Consider the following 19,060-nt stretch of genomic DNA (forward strand, 5'->3'; position numbering starts at 1 on the left):
CATCGCCGAGCACCCAGGTAAACAGACGGCACAGCTTTTGTTTCCGCACTCTTGACTGTTCGACCATGTTGACCCGGTATTCATCCGGCCGTAAAAAGACGGTGCCACAAGAGCGGTCGACCAGCTCGCCGACCGCGCGAGAACGGCACCCGCCCCCAACCCCCCACTCCGGACCGATCCGCCCCCCTGACCAGCAGTGACACTCCCCACGACGCTGCTCGATCCGCGGATCACCCAGTCCGACCCTCCCCCTCCCCCCTCCCTCCACTCCCCTCGCCCTCCCGTACGGCTCGCATGTGCGCCGATCTCAGAGGGCCCGAATTGTTAGCGCCAACATTTCTGTCTCCCGTCTCCCGGAGCACACGGCGCCGGACGAGAGAAGAACCCACGACGGAAGAGGTTCACCGTGACAGGTCGAGTGAGTCGAGTGAGTCGAGTGACAGGCCGAGTGAGCGGTCGAGTGCGAAGTCGAGTGCGAGGCCCGCGTCTGAGAGGGCTCCTGCTGACACTGGGCGCGATCCTCACGCTCGTCGGGGGCATCCTGGCCGGGGTCGTCGGCACCGCGGGCACAGCAGCGGCCGCCACCTCCCTGCCCTGCGACATCTACGCCTCCGCGGGGACACCGTGCGCCGCGGCACACAGCACCACGCGGGCGCTCTACGCCTCCTACAGCGGCTCCCTCTACCAGGTCAAGCGCGCTTCGGACGGCGCGACCACCAACATCGGCGTCCTCAGCACGGGCGGCTACGCCAACGCGGCGGCCCAGGACTCCTTCTGCTCCGGGACGACCTGCACCATCACCAAGATCTACGACCAGAGCGCGAATCACAACGACCTGACCATCGAGGGGCCCGGAGGGAACGGCGGCCAGGATGTGGGCGCGATCGCCGACGCCCTTCCGGTCACGGTCGGCGGCCACGCGGCGTACGGCGTCTTCGTGTCGGCCGGCGTCGGCTACCGCGACAACAGCACCACGGGCATCGCCACCGGCAGCGCCGCCGAGGGCGCGTACATGGTGACCAGCGGCCACCACGTGAACAACCGCTGCTGCTTCGACTACGGCAACGCCGAGACCTCCGGCAACGACACCGGCAACGGCCACATGGACGCGATCAACTTCGGTACGGAGTGCTGGTTCTCCCCCTGCTCCGGCTCGGGACCCTGGGTCCAGGCCGACCTGGAGAACGGTCTGTTCGCCGGCGGCAACGGCTCGAACACCAACAACAAGGGCAACTCCAGTGAGTACGTCACCGCGTTGGAGAAGAACAACGGCACCAGCACCTATGCGATCAAGGGCGGCAACGCACAATCGGGCTCACTGACCACCTGGTACAACGGCGCGCTACCCAACCTCGGGGGATACACCCCGATGCACATGGAGGGCGCCATCGTCCTCGGTACCGGCGGTGACAACAGCAACGGGTCCGACGGCTCCTTCTTCGAGGGCGTCATGACCTCCGGCTACCCGACCGACGCCGCCGACAACGCCGTACAGGCCAACATCACCTCCGTCGGCTACACCACCCCCGCCGCGAACTTCCCGGTCACCGGCACCGCCTACCGCCTGACCAACGCCAACTCCGGCAAGGTCCTGGACGCGGTCAACTGCGGTACCGCCAACGGCACGTCGATCGACATCTGGGCCTCACTCGGCAACACCTGCCAGCAGTGGAAGTTCGCCAGTGCGGGCAACGGCCACTACACGATCACCAACGTCAACAGCGGCACGGTCCTGGACGACAAGAACTGCGGGCAGAGCAACGGCACGGCCGTCCAGCTGTGGGCCTCACTCGGCAACACCTGCCAGCAGTGGGACGTCACCAAGGTCGGCAGCCACTACACGATCACCAACGTCAACACCGGCATGACGTTGGACGTGGCGAACTGCGGAACGGCCAACGGCACGGCGGTCCGCCAGTGGCAGCAGCTCGACAACGCGTGCCAGCAGTGGAACATCGCGCCGTGACCTGACGGTCGGGGCCATCGCGGGCCCGTCGGCTGCCCCCTCCCCCTCCCTCCGCCCCGACGGGCCCGCGCTTCATCGATTCACCTGAGTTCACCTGAGTTCACTTGGTTACATCTGACGCGAAGGAACTGCGCATGCCCTCAGAAGCCGCCGGACCGTCCCGCAGGACCCTCCTGACCGCCCTCGGTGTCACGTCCCTGGCCGGGACCTTCGCCGGTTCCGTTCCCGCTGCAGCCGCTCCCGCAGCCGTGGCCGCTCCCGTCGCCCTCCCCGCCGCGGCCGCGCACTGGAGCTTCAACGAGGGCTCCGGCACCACCGCCGCCGACGCGTCCGGCAACGCCCACACCGCCACCCTGCAGGGCGCGGCCGGCTGGGACACCGGCAAGGTAGGCGCCCACAGCCTGAGCCTCACGGCGGGCGGTAACGCCACCGCGTCCGCACCGGTCGTAGACACCTCGAAGGCCTTCTCGGTGGCCGCCTGGGTCAACCTCGCCCAACTGGGCGGCTATCAGACCGCAGTCAGCATCGACGGCAAGGTGGTCAGCGCCTTCTACCTCGGCCTACGAGACGACACCGGCACCTTCGCCTTCGCCCGCCTCGCGTCCGACGCCACCCAGGGAGCCGCCGTCGCGGCCGCCGCCTCCGCCCCGACCGCCGGCACCTGGACCCACCTGGTCGGCGTCAGCGACGCCGCGGCCGGTGTCACCCGCCTCTACGTCAACGGCGTACTGGAAGGGGAGACGGCCTACACGGCGGGCTGGGCCGGCACGGGGGCGACGGCGATCGGCCGCGCGCTGTACGGCGGCGGACAGGTAGACCAGTGGCACGGCCTGATAGACGACGTACAACTGTTCCCGACCGCCCTCACCTCAGACCAGGTGGCGACGCTGGCCGGCGTCCCGGTGGAGACCACGACCCCACTGCTCAGCGTGGACGTGGCGCATCCCGCTCATGCGGTCTCCCCCATCCTCCCCGGCCTGATGTTCGAGGACATCAACCACTCCGGCGAGGGCGGTATCTACGCCGAGTTGGTGCAGAACCGCTCGATGATGGCCAGCGACACGTCACCGGTCCACTGGTCGGCGGTGGGCGGCACAACGCTGACGCTGGACACGGCGACGCCGTTGAACGAGGCGCTGAACCGCTCCCTAAAGGTGGAACTCCCGAGCGGCACAGGGGCTGGCAACCGAGCCGGTGTTGCGAACGACGGCTTCTGGGGCATCCCGGTCCGTCCCCGAACCACGTACACGGCCCGCCTGTTCGCGAAGGCATCGCGCGGGATCGGTCCCCTCACGGTGTCCATCGAGTCGGCCGACGGAGGAACGGTCTACGCCTCGGCGCGAATCCCGCACATCGGTACGGCCTTCCCCGACCGCCCCTTCGAACTGACCCTGAGTACGGGTTCGGGCGCCCCCGTGACGGGCGACGCAAGGCTGACCGTCACCACGACCGACCCGACCGCCGCGGGCGAGACGCTGTGGCTCCAGCACGTCTCCCTCTTCCCGCCCACCTACAACAACCGCCCCAACGGCCTGCGCATCGACCTGATGGAGAAGTTGGTAGCCCTGAAGCCGAAGTTCCTGCGCTTCCCCGGAGGCAACTTCCTGGAGGGCAACACGATCGCAACCCGCTTCAACTGGAAGAACACGATCGGCCCGGTCTGGGAACGTCCGGGCCACATGGACGACGCGTGGGGTTACTGGTCCACGGACGGACTGGGCCTCATGGAATACCTGCACTGGGTAGAGGACATGAAGGCCCAGCCGGTCCTGGCGGTCTTCGCCGGCTACACCCTGAGGGGCGAACACGTCACGGGCGACGCGCTCAAGCCGTACATCCAGGACGCCTTGGACGAGATCGAGTACGTGACGGGCCCGGTCACCACCACCTGGGGCGCCCGGCGTGCGGCCGACGGCCACCCGAAGCCGTTCCCACTGGAGTACGTGGAGATAGGCAACGAGGACTGGTTCGACTCGTCGGGCTCCTACGACTCCCGCTTCACGGCGTTCTACGACGCGATCAAGGCGAAGTACCCGCACCTCAAGCTGATCGCGACGACAACGGTGACGAGCCGCACCCCGGACCTGATAGACGAGCACTACTACCTGGCCCCGTCCGCAGCCCAGGCATCCACCCACAAGTACGACAACAGGGACCGCGCCTCGACAAAGGTCTTCGTAGGCGAATGGGCAGCACAGGAGGGCCGCCCGACCCCCGACCTCAACGCGGCCCTGGGCGACGCGTCCTGGCTGGCGGGCCTGATCCGCAACTCCGACCAGGTGTTGATGGAGTGCTACGCCCCGTTGTTCTCCCACGTGAAGAACAACGTCTGGGCCACCAACCTGATCGCCTACGACAACCTCACGAGCTACGTCTCCCCCAGCTACTGGGCCCAACAGATCCTGACGAGCAACCTGGGCGACACGGTCCTCCCGGCCACGGCCCGCGCGCTGCCGGGTCTGGCGACGGTGGCCACGCGCTCGGGGAGCCGTCTCTACCTCGCGGTGGTCAACTACGGAACGGAGAAGGTGGATGTGCCGGTGGAACTGCGGGGCTTGGCGAAGGGGGTCAGGAAGACCGCCACGGCCACGGTCCTGACGGGCCCGTCCCCGACGGCGACGAACACCCTGACCGCGCCCGACACCCTCGTGCCCACGTCCCGCACGGTGACCGGCGCGGCAGCGACGTTCACGAGCACGCTGCCACCGCTGTCGGTGACGGTGCTGGAACTGACCTTGACCTGATACCGGCCCTCCTGCTCGCCGATCGGATACCTGTGGGCAACGATCCTACTCGTGTGTAAACTTAGTCAATCAACGCCTTCTAGTGCCCTCAAGTGCAATTCTTGGGGGCCAGGCTAACGAAAGGCGCGGCGCGTTCCGGGAGAAGGTCATGTCCATGAGCACAGGGTCGTCCCCGGTTGTCGTCACCCTTGCGGAGATCGCCCGCATCGCCGGAGTCGGGCGGGCCGCTGTGAGCAACTGGCGGCGTCGATACGAGAGTTTTCCGGTCCCTGTCGGCGGCACCGATACGAGCCCCCAGTTCTCACTCGCCGATGTCGAGGCATGGCTCAGGCAGGAGAACAAGCTCAAGACCGTCGCGAACCCTCTTGATCGTCTCTGGCCTGAGTACGAATCCTTGGGAGAGCGGGACACCTCAGGCCGACTGGTGGCCCAGGTGGGACTTCGATCGAGCGGCGCCGCACCGGTCGGCTCCTCCGACGAAGCCGTCATGGACCGGCGCAACGCCGATCTCCTGGAACGCACGCTGGAACTCGCAGCGAGGGAGGGTTCATCTGCGACCTTCCATTTTCTTCTGGAACGCTGGCTCCGCACTCACGTACGGCAGATCACCACGACCCCGCCACGACTCGCCGAACTCATGCTCAAGATCGCGGACCTGTTCCACCCGGAGCCGGTACGCACGGTCCTCGACCCTGCCTGCGGCACGGGAACGCTGCTCGCTGCCGCCGGGCGGCAGTGGGGCAACGGAAGCGAGGCGGAGGTCCGTCTCCTGGGCCAGGACAGCGACCCGGTGCTCGTGCAAGTGACGCAGGCCCGACTCGCCGTGGACGGCCTCGCCGCAGACGACCTTTCGAACGTCTCGCTGGCAGCGGGCGACACTCTGCGCGCTGATGCCCACTCCCGACAACAGGTGGACGTGGTCCTCTGTAATCCGCCGTCGAACGAACGCGACTGGGGCCACGCCGAACTCGCGACAGACCCCCGATGGGTATACGGACAGCCGCCCCGCACCGAGCCGGAACTCGCCTGGGTTCAGCACGCCGTGGCCGCGCTTGCTCCTGGAGGAGTGGCCGTGCTGGTGCTGCCGCCGGCTGTCGCCGCACGTCGCGCCGGCCGAAGGATCAGGGCCGGCCTCCTACGAGCCGGTCTGCTTCGGGCCGTTGTCGCCCTGCCCCCAGGGGCTGCCCCGCCTTACGGCGTGGGCATGCATCTGTGGATTCTGCGCGCGAAAAGTGGCACCGAGTCCGGAAGCCAAGTCCCAGCCGAACTCACCCTGGTCGACACAGCACAGGACGGGTCTTCGGTCGCGGCCGAAAGGGGAGGCGTCGACTGGCCCGCGGTTACCACACAGGTCACGGATGTCCTCGGGGGCAAGGGGACGCAGGGCGGTGTTTCCCTTCCCGTTGTCGATCTGCTGGACGAGCAGGTGGACCTCACACCGGCGCGCCACATTCCCCGGACACGTACCGCGACCATGGTCGATCTACGACAGTTCTGGGCCCGGTTCGACGCCCATCTCAGTGAACTGCGGGCTGTCGCCGACACCTTGTCGGAACTCGCTCCCACAGAGCACGACGAGCCTGTGGCGCTTATCAGCGTCGGAGAGCTGGAACGGGCCGGGGCACTGGAGATCCGGGCCGGTCAGGGACTGCCGGATGACCTGGTGCGGCGCGGAGAGCGCCGGAAGGGGGAAGCCCGTGTGCTCACCGGCGCACCATTTTCCGGGCAGACGCAGCTGTGGCTCCCCGCCCCGATCGCCGTCCAGGGTGAGCAGGACGGCTCCCTCACCGTGACCGCGTCTCAGGACGTCATCGTCTCGGCGCTGGCCCGAGCCTTCGACGTACAGGTGGACACCGACGTTCCGTCGGTCCTCGGTCCTCAGCTCTCGGCGCTCAGGGTGAATCCCGCGGTCCTCGACGCCTGGTTCCTGGTGGGCTGTCTGCGTGCCCCCGCCAATGTGCAGCGCGCGGGCACCCACGCGTCGACGACATCCCGCATCGACGTACGGCGTCTGCAGGTACCGAGACTCTCCCTGGACGAGCAGCGGCGGTACGGGGAGATCTACCGGCGGATCTCGGTCTTCGAGCGCGATCTGCGGGAGATGAAGGCAGTGGGCGCCGAGTTGAGCCGATCGCTCGGAGACCTGCTGGCCGCGGGGCAGCTGCCCCGCACATGACCGCCTACGATGTGGGCAGCCCGGAGAGGAGATCGGCCACCTCTGCTCGATAGCCTGATTCCGCGAGTTCGAGGGCGATCTCGCGACTGCGGTCCATCAGCCTGTCGTTGGTCGCTGCGAAGGCGACGATACGCCCCACCGTCGCGCGCCAGCTATGGAACGCCCCGACGAAATCCCCTTCGGGCATCCGGCATTCGGCGATACCGAGCTCGGCCTCGAGAATCAGGGGGTCCGACGGGTCCCCGCCGTCGGCCACTGCCTCGTACAGGCTCTTCGCGTCGGCCGTGCGCCCGTCCAGCCGGGCAGCGTCAGCACACACGAGTCGGCCTTCCAGGACCATCGAGTCCCGGTCACCCCAGTCCGAATCCGCACGCGACAGCAGGTCGACGAGTTCGGCGCAACGAGCGCCGGGACCATCCGCGAGCAGCTCCGCCCGGGCGAAGGCGATGCCTCCGGCGAACTGGTTCCGCCCCATCCAGCCACCCGGGCGACGGGCCGGGCGGCGTGACACGGCACGCCGCCCGGATGGTGTGCCTCCGCTACCGGCCGCAGTCTTCTCCGGCGTCCGGTAGGGGGTCGTCGGGTCCGGATCCAGCTGGGGGTCAGGGGCAGGGTCGCCGGGCTTGGGCAGGTAACCCCGCAGGACTTCCAGCACCTCCTCCATCGAGCCTGGCCTGTCGGACGGCGCCTTGGCCAGCAGATCCCAGACCAGCTCGTCGAGTTCCTCGGAGATGCCTATGTTGATGGACCGAAGTCGCGGCGGCAGGTCCTCGAGGTGCTGAATGTCCTTGTTCCGGTCCGGCTTGTCTTCGAACGGCCTCTCCCCCGTGAGGAGTTCGAACAGGACGCATCCGAACGTGTAGAGGTCCGCGGAAGCAGAGATGTCCTGCTGACCACGGCGCTGCTCGGGCGCCATGTACCCGACCGTGCCGGGCGTGTCACCGAGCGAGGTGTAGCGGGTCGCGTCGGGGTCGGTGAGGTGGGCGATGCCGAAGTCGAGCAGCTTCACCATGCCGCCGTCGAAGGCGACGACCACGTTGTCCGGCTTCAGGTCCCGGTGCACAACGCCGCAGGCGTGCGCGTGCCCCAGTGCCTCCGCGACCTGTACGGCGATGGAGACCGCGGCGTCGAAGGGGAACGGGCGGCGCAGGTCCAGGAATTCGCGCAGGCTGACCCCGTCGACGTACTCCATGACGAGGTACGGCTCCTCGCTCAGGTAGCCGCGGTGGAGCAGGCGTGGAATTCCGGGGTGGTCCAGCTCCTCCAGGATCGCACCCTCGCGTTCGAACCGCTTCAGCAGCTCGGCCCGTCGCCGCGCACGCTCGGCCGGGCTGAACCGGCCCTGCGTATAGGCGTCGAGTCGCAGCACCTTGACCGCGACCCGCTCCCCGGTCTCCAGGTCGGTCGCCGTCCAGATGATCCCCATGCCGCCTTGGTCGAGCGCCTCCTCGACCCGGTAGCGACCCTCGAGGACTTCCCCCGCTTCCACGCCTCACCCACCTCTCGATGACAGGGTGTCAGCCACACTGTAGCGGTTCACAGGCCACATCCAGGTAATCGCTTGACTCAGTTCACAAACATGGGCTTCTCTGTAACTCTGTTGGCGTCCCCGTCCCGCATGCCTGTTAGGGGTGCATCGTGCCGCTTCACCTTCCTCCGCCCGGAACGGACGGCGACATCCGGCTGATCCGCACGTCGCTGCCTCTCCTCCGCGAGGATCCGCAGGACTGCCCGCGCGGCAACGCCCTGCGCGCCAGGCCGTTCGTCCGCCAGGTGCCGAAGCGTCAACGCGACAAGCCCTTGGAGGACTTCGCGCTCGGACCGGTCATGAGCGTTTTGGACGCGGTCGAGCACGACGGGGTGGACATGGAGCGTGCGCTGGTGCGGCTGCGAACCAATCACAAGTACCATGCTGGGCACGCAAGTTGGGCCGAATCCTCAGTTCGCGCCTATCTTGCGGCACGTGCGGCCCGGGAAGCTCAGCGGCGCGCGCTCGGGCGTCCGGCGACCCTGCCCGTACGTGCCCAGTGGGTCGCCCTCACCCAGAGCGAGATTCCGGACACACGCGGAGCCACCCGCTATGAGCGCACCGCATGGGGACGGCGCTACGCGTCGTCCGACGGGTCCGAACGTGAGTTGTGGCTGCTGTCCGTCAACTCCGTCAAGGAGGACCGGCCTCTCGCCGAGGTCGCGGAGGCGGCCGCCGTGGCGGCGACGGGTGTCCCCTCCCGGCCGGCCTTCGGGGGTATCCACCGTCCTTTCACGGGCGACGACGTGCCACCTCGGCACGTCCGTGTCATCGGGGTGGGCTGCGGCACGGGGGAGCACGAAGTGCTGGCCGACTGGAACACCGACGAGGTCGAGCAGCAGTTCACCGTCCACGCAAAACCGGTGTTGGGCCGCGTGGTCGAGGACGATCGGCTCAACCCCGGATCCAGCTGCGTACGCTGCGAGGGGCTCGCGGGATGCGAACTACCCCACCGGGCCCCCGGCATCCTCGGTGTGCCAGGCCCCCGCCGCACGCGAGGGCGCCGTTCCGTCTCAGCGACCGATCTGCGTGTGCACGGCCGCTGCGCGGCGCAGTTCCATCTGACCCGGGTCCTGCACCTGAAGTCCGGTGAGCCGGAGAACGAGCCGATCCGCAGGGGTCGCGCCGTGGACGAGTGGCTCAACCTCCGTCATGAGAAGGGTTGTTGCCGTGCAGCTCCACTGCCCGATGCCCTTCCTGGTCTGTCCGCCACCGAGTTGCCGACCGCGCTCGCCATGCTCGCTGAACACCAGCGGGCCTGTCCGCTCGATGGGCTCCCGACCGAGGAGGTCGTCCGTGTTCAGCACCGCCTCACTGCCTATGACCCTGAGCTGGACGTCGTCCTGATCGCCGATCCCGACCTGCTCTACACCCGGTCCGGCGGCTGGATCTGGCACGAGACGAAGACCGCCGCGAAGCGCCCCTGGGAGAAACAGGAGCTGTTGGAGACGTATCCGCAGCTCGCTCTCGCGGTCCTCCTCATGGCCGCGGGCGTGCCCGGCGGGGATCCTCGCCGGGCACTCATCGAGCTCGAAGTACTGTACGAGGACGGCTCGCGGTGCGAGGAGATCGACCCCGGCGATCCGGACACCCAGGCGGACGCCCGCCGGATCATCGCCGGGCTCGCCGGGCCCTGGGCCATCGACGAGACGTATGCCCCGCGCCCGGACAACCACTGCTCGGGGTGTGACGTGCTCACGCACTGCGCGGCAGGCCGTGCGCATCTGGAGGCCCGGTGACCGCGACTCCGCACGCCGCCGACTGGTCCGCCCACCGTGGCATCCCCCTGATGCGCACGCTGGCCACCGCTCTCACCGTGCTGGACGCCGCCGACGGTCCCGGCGCCTTCGCCCTCCCCTACCCGCCCGAGGTCCAACGTGCCCTGGACCGGACCGTTCTGGCGTGCTTGGAGCGGGGCGCCACACCTCCCGTCAGCCTGCCCGACCTGGTGTCGTGGTGCCGTGAGCGCCCCGTGGCGGACTGGCCGGTCGATCTGCCCCCGGAGGCGGCGGGCCCGGACGATCTGCTGCTCGACCCGGACTCCTCCCGCCCCACGGAACTGTGCTACGAGTGGGCGGAGCAGTTCTCGGACAGCGCACTCGTCCTGTACGACCGCGAGATCATCCGCGCCGCGTTGCGGCTGTGCCGGGAGTTCGGCGAGGAGGACGCGTACACGGAGTTCCGGCGGCTCCTCGTCACGCGGCCCGTCCTCACCTCCGCGGAGGACTTCACCGTCTCCATGGACCACGTGCTCGATCCGGTGAAGGAGCTCCTCAGCCGGATCTACCTGCCCGTCCCGGACAGCTATCTGCGCGGCGGCGGATACGCGACGTGCGCCCGCTGCCTCACCCTGCTCACCCCACTGCACGGGGGCGGCTGGTGGTGCGAGCGGGACCGCTGCCGCCGGCGGGGACGGCCGCCGGTGGGCCGCCGCATCCCGAGGGAGGAGGCGGGTCAACTGCTCCACCTGGCCCGTCCGTTGCGCCAGTTCGTCACCGGCCCCGGCCGCGCCGAGGTGGCGTTGGAGGAGCGGCTCACCTCGCTCGGGCTGAGAGTGCGGATGTGGCCCGCGTACGACGCGTACGACGTCCATGTCACCTTTCCCGACGGCTGGGTGTGGGCGGTGGACGTGAAGGACTGGGCGCATCCCGCGTTCCTGGGGCGGGCCGCCCGTCCCGTGCCGCAGACGCCGCCGTACGACGAGGCGTTCTGGGTGGTGCCGCAGGACCGCGTCGACGAACGGCCGGGCTATGTCACCGCGTATGAGCGCAATCGCCCCGCCTCCGCACGCCATGTGCCGCTGCTCACCGACACCCAACTCGTCGCCCGAGCCGAGGACCGGCTCTCCCGAGTGGGGCGCGCCAAGCGACAGGAGAACGACGATGCGTGACCGCGAGAGCTGGCACAAGCCGGTCAGCCAGGAACTCTCCCGGCTGTGGAGCGAGGTGCCCGACGACCTGGGCACCGTGAAACCGAGTCTGCTGTGCCAGGTCGAACTGGCCCTGCGGCTCATCGAGCACATTGCACCGGACGAGCCCGCGCGGGGGGCGTACACCCTCTTCGGCGGCTATGGCTTCGCCCGTGCCCGCGGTCACGTGCTCACCCCCGAGCACGAGGTCATGCTCACCGCGGGCCGCCACCTGCTGTGGCATCTGCGCCGCCGCCGTACCTGGCAGCAGACCCTCGAGACGTACCTGGTGCTGCCGGACCGGATGCGCGCCTACGGCCTCCCCACACCGGACTTGCCCGCCCGCCGACGAGAACCGGCCGTCGCCTCCGACCGGTTCGCCGTCTACGACGCAGCGCTCGCCGCGCTTCCCCCGCTCGCCCGCAAGCCCCTGCCCCTCGCCACGGAGGGCCGTGCCACCTTCGTCGACCGGCGCAGGCCCACGTCCGTGACGCTGCCGGAGTGGGCGGCCGCGGAGCCGGTTCCCGGGCACCGGCCGGAGGCGGGACGCCCCGGGGACGGTGCTCCCCTCACGATCGACCGCGCCGAACTCCTCGCGACCGCACGGTGGATGGACGCGACGGAGCGGGCGAACGAGGTCGAGAGTCCCGGCCACTGGGAGGAGCGCCTCACCGAGCTGCATATCAGGCCGCGAGACGCGGACGGGCTCGGTTTCTCCGAGGACGGCGCCCTACGCCTCGACGGCCTGCTCCATCTCGCGGGCATGGTGGGCGCGGGAAAGTCGACCCTGATGACGCTGCTCGCCGTGTGGGGTGCCCGTCGGGACCCGCAGCTGCGCACCACGTTGGTCGTGGGCGATGTGGCCGAACAGCTGCGTCTGACCGCCCTGTTCCGCGACCTCGGCCTGACCGCCACACCCGTACTCGGTCTGACCACCCGCGAGACCCATGTGCAGCGGCTGCACCGCCGACTCGGCTCGCGCGGGCTGACCAACCTTCTGGACCACGACGACCCAGGCTTCGACCAGCTGAGCACCGTGTGCGTGGTGGACGCCCTGCGCGGCACCGAAGCCGCCCAGCCGCTGCGGTTCGCCGACGCTCCGTGCGCCTCGCTCCACCCGGAGAAAAGGCGGGCGGAGGAGAAGCCCACCACCGAGGCGCTGCCCAGCCCATACCAGCCCGGGCAGCGGCAGTCCGCTTCCGGCGACAACCAGCCTCCGGAGATCACGCCGGAGACCAAGGGCACTCCGCGCGGTTGCCCGCTCTGGTACACGTGCCCGCGTCACACTGCGGCCCGGGAACTCGTCGACTCGCTGATCTGGGTGGCCAATCCGGCGAGCCTCGTGCAGACCGCCGTACCGCGCCATCTGGGGGACGAGCGGCTGCGCCACCTCGAACTGGCCTGTCTGCGCAGCGACATCATCGTCGTGGACGAGGCCGACTCAGTGCAGATGAAGTTGGACGAGATCTTCGCGCCCTCGGCGACGCTCGTCTCACCGGGCCCCGAGTCATGGCTGGACCAGGTGCAGACGCACCGCATCGAGGAGCTCTCCCGGCAGGGCCGACTGCCGCTCACCGACCAGGAGATCGAGCGCTGGTCCGCCTCGCTGACCGTAGTCCACGCCGCGACGGACCGCCTTTACAAACTGCTGATCTCCGACGAGGACCTGCGCGAGTGGGCCGACATCGAGTACTTCAGCCCCTGGACACTGCAGGAGAAGCTGCTGGGCTCCTGGTTCGCCCAGGACTCCGTTCCCGGAGCGCCGGACGGAGTGTCCGACGAGTCGGAGCTGTACGAGGCCTACGAGGACGACGCGCCCGAGCCGGATTCGGCGGGGCCCGAGACGGACGCCCACCGCGCCGAACTCACGGACCGGTTCGACGACTTCCGCGACGATCCGCTCGGCGGCCTGGGCCCGTACGACAACACCACCGACAGTCTGGTGCGACTGGCCCAGGACCTGCTCACCACGCTGTCCGCCTCCGACACGCGGGCGCGCGTGATCACGGTGCTTCGGCCGCTGCTGGAGAACACCCCGGCGGCCGACCGGGCTCAGGACGAGGCATGGCTGGATCTGACGGCCCGGCGCCTGGAGTTCATGCTGCTGCTGAGCGCCCTGAACCAGCGCCTGGACCGGCTGGTCTTCCTGTGGCCCCAGGTCGAGGCGGCCCTGCACCTCGACTCGACCGGCAACGAGCTCTCCCGTCGCCCGCCGCTCGACTACGCCCCGCTGGTCCCGGAGGCCCCGATGGGCAACGTCCTCGGCTTCCAGTACCTGCCCGACGAGCGGGAGCGCAACGTCGACGGACAGCACAGCGGTACCTTGCGCTTCTTCCGCTGTGCGGGCGTCGGCCGCGAACTCCTTCTCACACTCCCCGAGGTGGGCGCCGACCCGGGCCGCGGCCGCCGGGGACCGCACGTCGTACTGATGTCAGGAACCAGCTGGGCCGGCACCTCGACGCGCGCGCACGTCGTGGCCCCGGTCGGCGCGGTGTTGACGCCTTCGCCCCGGTCGCTGGACGCCGTGAGCGAGTCGGTGTTCACCACGCATTTCCTGTACGACGACGAGGGCCGCCCCCTGAGTCTGTCGGGCACGGAGCCGAAGGCCAGGCCCGCCGCGTGCCAGTCGATGGTCCGCCGACTCGGTTCGCCCGGCCGGGGCGGGGCCCCGAGCCCGCTGGAGCAGGAGCTGGCCAAGGTCGCCGACAGCCGCCGACGGCGGGCGATCCTTCTGGTCGGCAGCTACAAGGAGGCGAACACCGCGGCGGACGCTCTGCACGAGATGGAGCGCTGGCACGGCCGGGTCCGGGTCCTGGCCGCCGACGACACCGACCTGGAGCAGGCGGTCCGCGGCTCGAGCCCCGCTCCGTCGGGACCTGACCGGGCCACGGCCCTGCGCCGGGGCGACCTCGCCACATTCGCTCAGGACCCCACGGCCGAGATCCTCGTGGCACCGCTGATGGCCGTGGAACGCGGACACAACATCCTCAACACCCAGCGCAACGCGGCCTTCGGCACGGCCCTGTTCCTGGCCCGTCCGCACCCGCGCCCGGACGACCTCGCCCTCGCGGTGTTCGCCATCAACGACTGGGCGACCCGGTTCGCCCGGGACGAACCCGGCCTGCCGCAGGGCACGTTCGGCAAACTGGCGATGAAGGCGGCGGGACTGGACGAGGCGGGCCTCGCCTTCCGGCATGTGGCGCGAGCCGAATGGCGCCGGCTGCTCTCCCGCCGCTACATCTACTCCCGCCTGTCCGACCACGAGAAGCAGTCCTTCACCTGGGACCAGCTGGTCACGATCTGGCAGGTCATCGGCCGCCTGGTCCGTGGTGGCGTACCCGCCCGGGTGGTGTTCGTGGACGCCCGGTTCGCGCCGCGCACCGCCAGGCTGCTCTCGCCGGGCGCCGCAGCGGCGCCGCTCCCGCCGGAGGACGGCCTGCTGACCGGTCTGCGGGACGTCCTCGCCCCGTACTTCACCGAGAGCGCCCCGCCGCCCGAGTGCCCCGACCCGGCCGACCCGGTGGTCGCCCGCCTCCTCTACGCGCCGCTGTACAAGGCGTTGCGCGAGATCACGCACCACGCCTCCTGACCAGTACCCGTCCCGCCGAAAGGACTTGGCCATGGCTCGCCCCTACGACTCCATCCGCACCGCCGCCGCCCGCCCCGTCTCCTCCGAGTCCTCCGTCGTCGGGCGGTACCGCGCGCTGCCCTTTCCCGAGCAGTGGACACCCGCGTTGCTCACCTTGTGCAACGCGGGCCGGGACAAGCCCCTGGAGACGGTGCCCACGTTCCGTATGGACCAGGTCGTGCAGGCGCTTGCGCCCGACGTGCTGGTGCGCCCCCGGCCGAACCGCCACCGCGGAGAAGGCCCCGACTTCTGGCTGTACGCCCCGGAGGACATTCCCGATCCGCTGCCCGACGCCGCGTTGAAGGGGCTCCTCGGGGTCTGGCTGAAGGACCTGCGTCCGGAGCCGGAGTACCGTTCGCTGCTCTCCGAGACCCGGTCGGCGCTCCTCGAGCACCCTCCCCGCTGGCAGGAGGGCGTCCCGGTGGAACTGTTGCGCTACGAGCGGCCCACCGAGGGCGGCACGGCCGCTCCGGATGCCCGGCAGTTCCAGCTGACCACCGACTGGATGGCCCGGCGGATCCTCGACCTGGAGCCGTACGACTACGGGGCGGGGCGGCTCCGGTTCCGGGCCATGCCCCGCGGCCCGAAGGACAAGGGTGCCGAACTGGTCTCGCAGGCGCTGGAGTTCCAGGGGGACCGGGGTTCCGAGTGGTACTCCGTCGTCCTCAACATCACGCTCCAGACGGTGCCCTTCGATCCGCTCCCCCGCCTGCACGTGCACAGCCACATCCGGCGGTACGCGACCCGGGTGAGTGCCAGGACGGGCCGCCTGTATCTGCCGTTCGGCCGCCGGACCACGGTCCTGCTGCGGCCTCGGGTGCCGTGGCTGCCCGGCGCGCCGGCGAGCGACCGGTTCGCGGTGGCGCGGCTCGCCTGGAGCCCGGGCGGGTACGACTGGGTCGGCGGGGGTCCCGCCGGGATGCTGAGGAGCATGTCCCTCACCGAGTCGTTCCCGGACGCGCAGTCCGTCCTCACCGACCCGGCGGGATGGCTCACTTCGGACATGCGGGCGGCCGTCCTGTACAGCACCGCCATGGGGTCCCACGAGGTGGGAGCAGGCCTGATGACGGACCAGCGCTCGAAGATCGTGGAGTGGGCGCTGCGGGCGCTGCCCGAGGAGCTGATCCCGGTGCCCGCCCTGGTACGCACGCGCCTGTCGAGCAGCACGCCGGGCAATCCCCGCCGGGAGTCCTCCAAGGAGCCGGCCAAGACCGAGGAGGAGAGCAAGCGGGCGGAGGCCCGTCGTACCGGGGCGGCGTTCGCGCTGCGTCAGCTGCCCGCGGCTCCCGCTCCGGACGAACTGCCCACCCTGGAGGCGCGGTTGCTCTGGCAGACGCAGGAGATGCGGGACACCGCGATCGCCGCGCTCGTCACGCACCTGGACCTCAAGGGCGACGGCGGTGCCCCGGCCGCCACCGAGAAGGCGTACGACGACGTGGTGACCCTGGAATGGCAGTCACCCGAACTCACCGTCCGTCTCCACTGCCGTCGGCTCGTCCGGTCTCTCGGCCACGACCTGGCCCTGCCCGAGGGCACCCGGCACTCGCGGGAGGCTGTCACGACCGCCATCCGGGACCGCCGCCGGGAGATGCGGGCCTTCCTCACCGAGGACGAGACCCCTTCCCTCTCGCCCGCCCCCACGCTCGCCCTGGTGGAGATCGACCGGGCCAAGGACTTCACCTCCGCCGACCACGACGCCAAGTTCGCGCTGCGGCTCGGCTGTGCGGACGCCGGGGTGCTGACGCAGTTCATGGCCGTGCCGAAGAAGGCGAAGGGCTACAACAGCGAGAAGAACAAGGAGTTCCGCGCCACCAAGGCCTGGGACGACGGGTTGCGGCAACTGGGTGTGCGCGTCCACCCGCAGCACAGTCTCGGGGAGCGGCTGCCCGAGGGTCTGCGGTACGCGGCGGTGTGGATGGTCCGCAAGAACGGGCGCAGCCGCACCCGTTGGGCGGGGTACGTGCCCGTCGCCGTGCTGGTCACTCCGGATCCGTCCGGCGAGGGACTGGCCCGGGTGGAGGGCTGGGACGACGAGGCGCGCACCTGGGTGCCGTACCCGGTGATGCTGCTGCGGCTGACCAGGCGGGCCGAGGTGCCGACCGGCACGGTGCCTCTCCCTCGCGAGGGAGAGGCACCGGTGGCCCGGCTCTCCTGGTGGGCGGACATGACCGAGCAGCGCCAGGCCACCGAGGAGTGGCTCCAGCGGGTGCGCCGCACGCTGCGCGGCACGCCGACCCTGCTCCTGGCCCACGGGCAGAACATGCGCTCGCACTGGACCTGGCTGCAGGACGGCAACATGGTGCGGGACAAGTTCCGGGACGGGCACGCGCCCGCGCGCCGGCTGGACCCGGACCTGCGCCTGGTCCGGGTGCGTACGGCGCGCAACCGCGAGACGGCTCAGTGGTGGGCTGTGAACCCGGACGGCGCGAACGGTCTCGCCGCCCACCTGTGGACGGACCCGACCGCCGACCCGGAGTCCGCCCGGGTGTTCTGGTCCACGACGCCCAAGGCCCGCACGTTCAAGCTGTCCGTGGCCGCCGACAAGCTGGCGCCGCGCGTCAACACCAAGGGCAAGGTGACCATCGACACCGACAAGCCCGCCTGGAATCCGGGGCTGGTGGAGCTGGCCGTCCTGGGCTGCCACGCCGACGACGGGGATGCGCCGGAGGCGCTGGCGCTGGCCGTCCATCAGCTCCGGCAGGCTCCCGACCTGCCGGACGCGCTGAGTTTGCCACTGCCCCTGCACCTCGCGGGGCTCGCTCAGGAGTACGTGCTGCCCACGCGGGACGAAGACGGCGACGACAGCGAGGTCATCACCGACGCGGCGGCCGACGCCGACCCGGACACGTCGGCGGCGCCGGGGGTGGAGACGGCCCCCGAGCCGGGAGACCCCACCCCGGCCGTCCCGGCGCAGCAGGCCCCGGCCGACGCCGCCGAGCTGCGCTGACGTACCGGTTACCGCGCCCCGCCCGCTTCCCTCGCCCACTGCCGGACGGGGCGCGCGTCCGGTGCCATCGGGTGGCGGAACGGCCGGCGCGGATCGGCCTCCGCCCATGGCACCAGGGCCCCCTCCGGGGTGCCCGGCGCAGGCAGATGCGCGGCCAGCCGCCGGTACACCTCGCCCGCGTGCACGGGCCGGTCGGCCGGTTTCTTCGCCAGCAGTTCCAGGACGAGGGTCTCGACGTCCTCCGGCACGTCGGGGCACAGCAGCCGCAGCGGTTCCGGGGCGGCCTCCGTGTGGAGGCTCGGCACCATGAGCGGCGCCTCGTGCTCGAACACCGGCTTGCCGGTGAGCATTTCGTGGAGCAGGCAGCCGAGGGCGTACAGGTCGGTTCGCGGATCGACGGGTTCACCCATGACCTGCTCGGGCGCCATGTACTGGAAGGTGCCGAGCCGCTCACCGGTCGTGGTGAGCTTCTTGGTGTCGCCGTCGAGAATGGCGGCGACACCGAAGTCCAGCACCTTGACGACGCCGTCCGTGCGGATGCGTACGTTGCCGGGCTTCAGGTCCCGGTGGACGATGTTGCGCGTGTGGGTGGCCGCCAGCACCGAGCAGATCTGCACGCCGACAGCGGCGGCCTCCTCCAGGGTGAGCTGCTCGCGTTCCGCGATGTAGTCACCGAGATCGAGCCCCTGGACGTACTGCATGACCAGATAGTGCGTGCCGGTCTCGACACCCAGGTCGTACACGGCGGCGAGCCCCGTGTGGTCGAGCCTGGCCACGGCCTTGGCCTCCCGCTCGAACCGCGCGCTGTCCAGCGCGATCTGGGCCGGTGTCAGCCCGCTCGCCGGAGTCATCGTCTTGACGGCGACACCCCGGCCCAGGTGTTCGTCGTCCGCCATCCACACCTGTCCCATACCGCCGTGACCGATGGCGCTCTTGACGCGGTAGCGCTTGGCGATGAGCGTTCCGATGTCCATAGGTGACCGAGTGTGCCACTGTCATGTACGCCGGGGCATCCCACCCTTCAACCATGCGAGTTCACAAAGATGATCCTCCGCATCCATTGACTGAGTTCACAATCCTATGGTCGGATAGGAACTCAGACAATGAGTGTCACCGGCCCCATCTCACCCGATACGGTGAAAGGCGCAGGTAGGCGCGGCAAC

Annotated in this window: 9 protein-coding genes; 7 read left to right on the plus strand and 2 right to left on the minus strand. The window is 69.9% G+C overall.

All coding sequences use genetic code 11. The features are described 5' to 3' along the window. The first annotated feature begins 472 nt into the window (after positions 1 to 472). The 3 genes from ACIBJB_RS01565 (at position 473) to ACIBJB_RS01575 (ending at position 6,886) form a co-directional block, all read left to right on the plus strand. A complete protein-coding gene (locus ACIBJB_RS01565) occupies positions 473 to 1,966 on the plus strand; it encodes an arabinofuranosidase catalytic domain-containing protein (protein ID WP_398925368.1) in 1,494 nt (497 codons plus the stop codon). A 134-nt stretch (positions 1,967 to 2,100) separates the two neighbouring features. Beyond that, positions 2,101 to 4,710, plus strand: coding sequence for a LamG-like jellyroll fold domain-containing protein (locus tag ACIBJB_RS01570; protein ID WP_398925370.1), 2,610 nt, complete (start codon positions 2,101 to 2,103; stop codon positions 4,708 to 4,710). Positions 4,711 to 4,864: 154 nt separating this feature from the next. After that, a complete protein-coding gene (locus tag ACIBJB_RS01575) occupies positions 4,865 to 6,886 on the plus strand; it encodes an N-6 DNA methylase (RefSeq protein ID WP_398925372.1) in 2,022 nt (673 codons plus the stop codon). 4 nt (positions 6,887 to 6,890) lie between these two features. Here ACIBJB_RS01575 and ACIBJB_RS01580 read toward each other — a convergent pair whose 3' ends face one another. Next, positions 6,891 to 8,375, minus strand: a complete 1,485-nt coding sequence (locus ACIBJB_RS01580; RefSeq protein ID WP_398925374.1) for a serine/threonine protein kinase — start codon at positions 8,373 to 8,375, stop codon at positions 6,891 to 6,893. A gap of 149 nt (positions 8,376 to 8,524) precedes the next feature. On the opposite strand from ACIBJB_RS01580, the gene ACIBJB_RS01585 reads away from it, so the two are divergent. From ACIBJB_RS01585 to ACIBJB_RS01600, 4 genes are read left to right on the plus strand one after another with little or no spacing between them, the layout of a single operon-like run. Further along, complete coding sequence (locus tag ACIBJB_RS01585) at positions 8,525 to 10,153, plus strand: PD-(D/E)XK nuclease family protein (protein ID WP_398925376.1); 1,629 nt, start codon at positions 8,525 to 8,527, stop codon at positions 10,151 to 10,153. After that, entirely contained in the window at positions 10,150 to 11,304 is a 1,155-nt protein-coding gene (locus ACIBJB_RS01590; RefSeq protein ID WP_398925378.1) for a hypothetical protein, read from the plus strand. Before ACIBJB_RS01585 ends, ACIBJB_RS01590 begins: the two co-directional genes overlap by 4 nt. Beyond that, entirely contained in the window at positions 11,297 to 14,911 is a 3,615-nt protein-coding gene (locus ACIBJB_RS01595) for a hypothetical protein (RefSeq protein ID WP_398925381.1), read from the plus strand. Before ACIBJB_RS01590 ends, ACIBJB_RS01595 begins: the two co-directional genes overlap by 8 nt. A 31-nt stretch (positions 14,912 to 14,942) precedes the next feature. Continuing rightward, positions 14,943 to 17,897, plus strand: a complete 2,955-nt coding sequence (locus ACIBJB_RS01600; protein ID WP_398925383.1) for a pPIWI_RE module domain-containing protein — start codon at positions 14,943 to 14,945, stop codon at positions 17,895 to 17,897. Between the two features lie 8 nt (positions 17,898 to 17,905). Here ACIBJB_RS01600 and ACIBJB_RS01605 read toward each other — a convergent pair whose 3' ends face one another. Then, positions 17,906 to 18,871: a serine/threonine-protein kinase gene (locus ACIBJB_RS01605; protein ID WP_398925385.1), complete on the minus strand. Its 966-nt coding sequence runs from the start codon at positions 18,869 to 18,871 to the stop codon at positions 17,906 to 17,908. Positions 18,872 to 19,060: the final 189 nt, after the last annotated feature.

The sequence above is a fragment of the Streptomyces sp. NPDC050759 genome (genome assembly GCF_044456945.1).
GTDB lineage: Bacteria > Actinomycetota > Actinomycetes > Streptomycetales > Streptomycetaceae > Streptomyces.